Consider the following 6,444-nt stretch of genomic DNA (forward strand, 5'->3'; position numbering starts at 1 on the left):
CACCCGCGAACACCGGCGAAGCCGGTGCCATGCACCGCGCCGTCTTCTTCGCGGGTAAACCCGCTCCCACAGGGCCGGCGCAGGCCTTCAAGTCAAACCCAGTTCACCCCAGATCCGCCGCACCTCACGGCGTTCATCGGCAAACTGCGCGGCGTCGATCACCCCGGCCTGCTTCTGCAGGGCCTGGCGGTGCGAGGCAGAGCGAAACGCCTTGTACACTTCACGCAACAGCACCGCGTCACTGGCCGGCATCAGACCTGCCTGCTCCAGCTCTTCCAGAATGCGGATGTTATCGGTCCATCGAAGCAAGGCCGGATGGTCATGCGACCAGGCCAAGGCGGCGTATTGCACCATAAATTCGATATCGACGATACCGCCGGCATCCTGCTTGATATCGAACGGCACACCGGGCTCGAACGCATTGGCCGCGGTGCCGGCAGCGGTGGCCTTGGTGCCAAGGTTGTCGCGCATCTTGGCGCGCATTTCGCTCACTTCGCTGCGCAGTTTCTGCAGATCGCGAGGCTGGCCCAGCACCTTGGCGCGCACGCCTTCGAACGCTGCCCCCACCTGCGGGCAGCCCACCAGTACCCGGGCCCGCACCAGGGCCTGGTGCTCCCAGGTCCAGGCTTCGTTCTGCTGGTAGCGCTCGAACGCGCCCAGCGAGCTGACCAGCAGCCCGGCGGCCCCGGACGGGCGCAGGCGCATGTCCACGTCATACAGCTGGCCGGAGTTGGTCTGGGTGGCCAGCAGGTGGATGATGCGCTGGCCCAGCCGGGTGAAGAACTGCGCACCGTCGATCGGCTTGGCGCCGTCGGTTTCCGCCTGCGGGTCGCCGTCATGAATGAACACCAGGTCCAGGTCCGAGCCGTGGCCGAGTTCCAGGCCACCGACCTTGCCGTAACCAATGATGATGAAGCCCGGGTCGCACAGGCTGCCGTCACTGCGCTTGGGCTGGCCATGACGGGCCACGGTCTGGCGCCAGGCCAGGGCCAGCACCTGGTCGAGGATGGCTTCGGCCAACCAGGTCAGGTAGTCGCTGACCTTCATCAATGGCAGGTTGCCGCTGATCTCCGAGGCAGCCACGCGCAGGCTGTGGGCCAGCTTGAAATGGCGCAGCGCTTCCATTTGCTGCTCCAGGTCGTCCTCGGGGATACGCGTCAGGCGCTCGCGCAGCTCGCTGGCAAGTTCCGGCGCCAGCGGCGGGCTGTACAGGCGGCCTTCGTTGAGCAGCTCATCGAGCAGCAGCGGGTAGCGGGCAATTTGCTCGGCGATCCAGGGGCTGGCGGCGCAGAGAGTCAACAGGCGGCCCAGGGCGCCGGGGTTTTCGGTCAGCAGCACCAGGTAGGCAGAACGCCGCGCCACGGCTTCGACCAGCGGCAGCACACGCTCCAGCACCAGGTCGGGGTCGGCATGTTCGACTGTCTGGGCCAGCAACCGGGGAATAAAGGCATCCAGGCGCTCACGGCCGATACGCTGCATCGAACGCAGCTGCGGGCTCGAACGCAGCGCAGCCAGGCGCCGCAGGGCGTCGGCGGGCTGCTTGAAACCGGCCTCTTCCAGTTGGCGGCCCGCAGCCTCTTCATCCTGCGCCTGCTCCCACAGTGGCGACCATTCACCACCTACCACCAGTTCGCCTTCGCCGTCGTCGTCGTCCGGGTCGGCGATCACCTGGCGGAAGTGCCAGTCGATACGGCCTCGCCAGTACACCAGCTGGTCCTGGAAGCTCTGCCAGTCGACAAAGCCGAGCATGTAGGCCACCCGCGCCTGGTCAAGCTCGCTGTCCGGCAACATTTGCGTCTGGCGGTCGGCGATGGCCTGGATGGCGTGTTCGGTATAGCGCAGGAACTCGTAGCCCTCGCGCAGCTCGGACACCACGGCGGGCGGCAGGTAGCCCTGGCCTTCGAGGGTGGCCAGCACTTTCAGCAATGGCCGTTGCTGCAGGCTGAGGTCGCGCCCACCGTGGATCAGCTGGAACGCCTGGGCGATGAATTCCACCTCGCGTATGCCGCCGGCGCCCAGCTTGATGTTGTCGGCCATGCCCTTGCGCCGCACTTCCTGCTGGATCAACTGCTTCATGGTGCGCAGCGCTTCGATCGCAGAGAAGTCCAGGTAGCGGCGATACACGAATGGCCGCAGCATCTCCTGCAACTGTGCGCCGGCGGCCTGATCACCAGCCACCACGCGCGCCTTGATCATCGCGTAGCGTTCCCAGTCGCGGCCCTGGTCCTGGTAATACTGCTCCAGCGCATTGAAGCTGAGCACCAGTGCGCCAGCCGAGCCGTAGGGGCGCAGGCGCATGTCGACGCGGAACACGAAGCCGTCCACGGTGACCGGGTCCAGTGCCTTGATCAGGCGCTGGCCCAGGCGGGTGAAGAACTCCTGGTTATCCAGCGAGCGCTTCACCCCTTCGGTTTCGCCGCCTTCGGGGAAGGCGAAGATCAGGTCGATGTCCGACGACAGGTTCAGCTCCACCGCACCCAGCTTGCCCATGCCCAGCACCACCATGTGCTGCGGTTGGCCGCTGCGGTTGCCGATCGGCGTGCCAAACTGCTGGCAATGCCGCGGGTACAGCCATTGATAGGCCGCATCAATGGCGGCATCGGCCAGGTCGGACAGGTCGCGGCAGGTTTCACCCAGCGCGGCCTGGCGGGTGATGTCGCGCCAGATGATGCGCAACTGCTGGCGGTTGCGCTCGCGACGCAGGTTGCGCGCCAGCTCGTCCTCGCTCTGCGCCGCCTGGGCGGCTGTGGCGATGTGCCCACGCAGCTCACCCATGGCGTACGGCCGGTCCATCTCGCCACTGGCCAGCAAGCCAAACAACATGGCCGGCTCGCGCCGGGCCAGGCCAAGCACGAAGTCGCTGGCAGCGGCTACCTGGTCGAACTGTTGCCGGTGCGCCGGGCCCCAGGCCTGCAGGTCGAGTTCCGGGTGAAACGCCACGGCATCGCGAAGGAATTGCTGGTTGCGAGCGACCAGCGGTTGCAAGGTGGCGGGCAGATCGGACGGCAAAGGCAGGCGCATGGTCTATCCTTGATCGGCGTGAAATAGAGGGGAAAAAGCGGCCAAAGGGAAACCGGACCACGGTTGGACTGTCGTACAAAAGTTGGAAATAGCTGAAACAGCCTTAAAATTGGCAACAACCATCAAAAATTACCCGCTAGCGCCACAATGCCAACCAACATGAACGTTTTTCCTCACAAGCCAGCATGCGACGAAACGTCGCACGAATGTAGTTTTACTACTACCCCTGTCGTGTAAAAGCATGAAATGCGAAAGCAAATGTAGTAAAACTACACGGCGCCGGAGGACACCCCGGTAATCCAAGAATTCACGACGTCTGCCCATAAGGCCAGTCGCAAACTCAGGCAATCGATTCTGGTTGCCTTTCCGCCCTGGAGCAAGCCATGCAAGACCTCGATCCAATCGAAACCCAGGAATGGCTGGATGCCCTGGAGTCGGTCCTCGACAAAGAAGGCGAAGACCGCGCTCATTACCTGATGACCCGTATGGGCGAGCTGGCCACCCGTAGTGGCTCCCAGCTGCCATACGCGATCACCACGCCATACCGCAACACCATCCCTGTCACCCACGAAGCACGCATGCCTGGCGACCTGTTCATGGAACGCCGCATTCGCTCGATGGTGCGTTGGAACGCCCTGGCCATGGTCATGCGTACCAACCTGAAAGACTCGGACCTGGGCGGACACATCTCCAGCTTCGCCTCCAGCGCCACCCTGTACGACATCGGCTTCAACTACTTCTTCCAGGCCCCGACCGAAGAACACGGCGGCGACCTGATCTTCTTCCAGGGCCATGCTTCGCCAGGCGTCTACGCCCGTGCCTTCATGGAAGGCCGCATCAGCGAAGAGCAGATGAACAACTTCCGTCAGGAAGTGGACGGCAAGGGCCTGTCTTCGTACCCGCACCCCTGGCTGATGCCTGACTTCTGGCAGTTCCCGACCGTATCGATGGGTCTGGGTCCGATCCAGGCCATCTACCAGGCACGTTTCATGAAGTACCTGGAAGCGCGCGGCTTCATCCCGGCCGGCAAGCAGAAGGTCTGGTGCTTCATGGGCGACGGCGAGTGCGACGAGCCGGAATCCCTGGGCGCGATCGCCCTGGCCGGCCGCGAGAAGCTGGACAACCTGATCTTCGTCATCAACTGCAACCTGCAGCGCCTCGACGGCCCGGTTCGCGGCAACGGCAAGATCATCCAGGAACTCGAAGGCGTGTTCCGTGGTGGTGGCTGGAACGTCAACAAGGTCGTCTGGGGCCGCTTCTGGGACCCACTGTTCGCCAAGGACACCAACGGTGCCCTGCAGCGCCGCATGGACGAAGTCATCGACGGCGAGTATCAGAACTACAAGGCCAAGGACGGTGCGTACGTCCGCGAGCACTTCTTCAACACCCCAGAGCTCAAGGCGATGGTCGAAGACCTGTCCGACGACGAGATCTGGAAGCTCAACCGTGGCGGCCACGACCCGTACAAGGTCTACGCGGCGTACCACCAGGCGGTCAACCACAAGGACCAGCCTACTGTCATCCTGGCCAAGACCATCAAGGGTTACGGTACCGGTGCCGGCGAAGCCAAGAACACCGCGCACAACACCAAGAAGGTCGACGTCGACAGCCTGCGCCACTTCCGTGACCGCTTCGACATCCCGGTCAAGGATGCCGACCTGGAGAACCTGCCGTTCTTCAAGCCGGAAGAAGGTTCTGCCGAAGCCAAGTACCTGGCCGAGCGCCGTGCTGCCCTGGGCGGTTTCGTGCCACAACGCCGCGCCAAGAGCTTCAGCGTGCCAACCCCGCCACTGGAAACGCTGAAAGCGATCCTGGACGGCTCGGGCGACCGCGAAATCTCCACCACCATGGCCTTCGTGCGTATTCTGGCGCAGCTGGTCAAGGACAAGGAAATCGGCCAGCGCATCGTCCCGATCATCCCGGACGAAGCCCGTACCTTCGGTATGGAAGGCATGTTCCGCCAGCTGGGCATCTACTCGTCGGTCGGCCAGCTCTACGAGCCGGTCGATAAAGACCAGGTGATGTTCTACCGCGAAGACAAGAAGGGCCAGATCCTCGAGGAAGGCATCAACGAAGCCGGCGCCATGTCGTCGTTCATCGCTGCCGGTACCTCGTACAGCTGCCACAACCAGCCGATGCTGCCGTTCTACATCTTCTACTCGATGTTTGGCTTCCAGCGCATCGGTGACCTGGCCTGGGCCGCTGGCGACAGCCGTACCCGTGGCTTCCTGATCGGCGGTACCGCCGGCCGTACCACCCTCAACGGTGAAGGCCTGCAGCACGAAGACGGTCACAGCCACATGATGGCGGGCACCATCCCGAACTGCCGCACCTACGATCCGACCTACGGCTACGAGCTGGCGGTGATCATCCAGGACGGCATGAAGAAGATGACCGAAGAGCAACAGGACATCTTCTACTACATCACCGTGATGAACGAGTCCTACCAGCAGCCAGCCATGCCGGCCGGTGTCGAGGAAGGCATCATCAAGGGCATGTACCTGCTCGAAGAAGACACCCGCGAAGCCGCGCACCACGTACAGCTGATGGGCTCCGGCACCATCCTGCGCGAAGTTCGCGAAGCGGCGAAGATCCTGCGTGACGAGTTCAACATCGGTGCCGACGTGTGGAGCGTGACCAGCTTCAACGAACTGCGTCGCGACGGCCTGGCAGTGGAACGCGCCAACCGCCTGAAGCCTGGCCAGAAGCCACAGCAGACCTACGTCGAGCAGTGCCTGAGCGGCCGCAAAGGTCCGGTCATCGCCTCTACCGACTACATGAAGCTGTTCGCCGAGCAGATCCGCCAGTGGGTACCGAGCAAAGAGTTCAAGGTCCTGGGTACCGACGGTTACGGTCGCAGCGACAGCCGCAAGAAGCTGCGTCACTTCTTCGAAGTCGACCGCCACTTCGTGGTGCTGGCCGCGCTGGAAGCCCTGGCTGACCGTGGCGAGATCGAACCCAAGGTTGTGGCTGACGCCATCGTCAAGTTCGGCATCGACCCGGACAAGCGCAACCCACTGGACTGCTGAGGAGTATTTTTAAGTGAGCGAACTCATTCGCGTACCTGACATCGGCAGCGGTGAAGGTGAAATCATCGAGCTGTTCGTCAAGGTCGGTGACCGTATCGAGGCTGACCAGAGCCTGCTGACCCTGGAGTCCGACAAGGCCTCCATGGAGATTCCGGCGCCGAAAGCCGGCGTCATCAAGGAGCTGAAGGTCAAACTGGGCGACCGCCTGAAAGAAGGCGACGAGCTGCTGGTCCTGGAAGCCGAGGGTGCCGCTGCTGCGGCCCCCGAGGCGCCTGCCGCCGCTCCGGCGCAAGCTGCTGCGCCGGCTCCGGCCGCTGAAGCCGCCCCAGCGCCTGCTCCAGCCGCAGCCCCGGCTACCGCCAGCGTGCAGGACATCCACGTGCCGGACATCGGC

Annotated in this window: 3 protein-coding genes; 2 read left to right on the forward strand and 1 reads right to left on the reverse strand. The window is 63.5% G+C overall.

The window, feature by feature from the left end; translation table 11 throughout:
• Nucleotides 1–87: 87 nt before the first annotated feature.
• Nucleotides 88–3,021, reverse strand: coding sequence for a bifunctional [glutamate--ammonia ligase]-adenylyl-L-tyrosine phosphorylase/[glutamate--ammonia-ligase] adenylyltransferase (gene glnE / locus B4L76_RS19385; RefSeq protein ID WP_296234748.1), 2,934 nt, complete (start codon nucleotides 3,019–3,021; stop codon nucleotides 88–90).
• Nucleotides 3,022–3,404: 383 nt separating this feature from the next.
• On the opposite strand from glnE, the gene aceE reads away from it, so the two are divergent.
• Nucleotides 3,405–6,050, forward strand: coding sequence for a pyruvate dehydrogenase (acetyl-transferring), homodimeric type (aceE, locus tag B4L76_RS19390; RefSeq protein WP_296234749.1), 2,646 nt, complete (start codon nucleotides 3,405–3,407; stop codon nucleotides 6,048–6,050).
• Between the two features lie 13 nt (nucleotides 6,051–6,063).
• Nucleotides 6,064–6,444: biotin/lipoyl-containing protein (locus B4L76_RS19395; RefSeq protein WP_296234750.1), on the forward strand; the 381-nt coding region annotated here is incomplete at its 3' end.

This window comes from Pseudomonas sp. UBA4617 (assembly GCF_002386445.1).
GTDB lineage: Bacteria > Pseudomonadota > Gammaproteobacteria > Pseudomonadales > Pseudomonadaceae > Aquipseudomonas.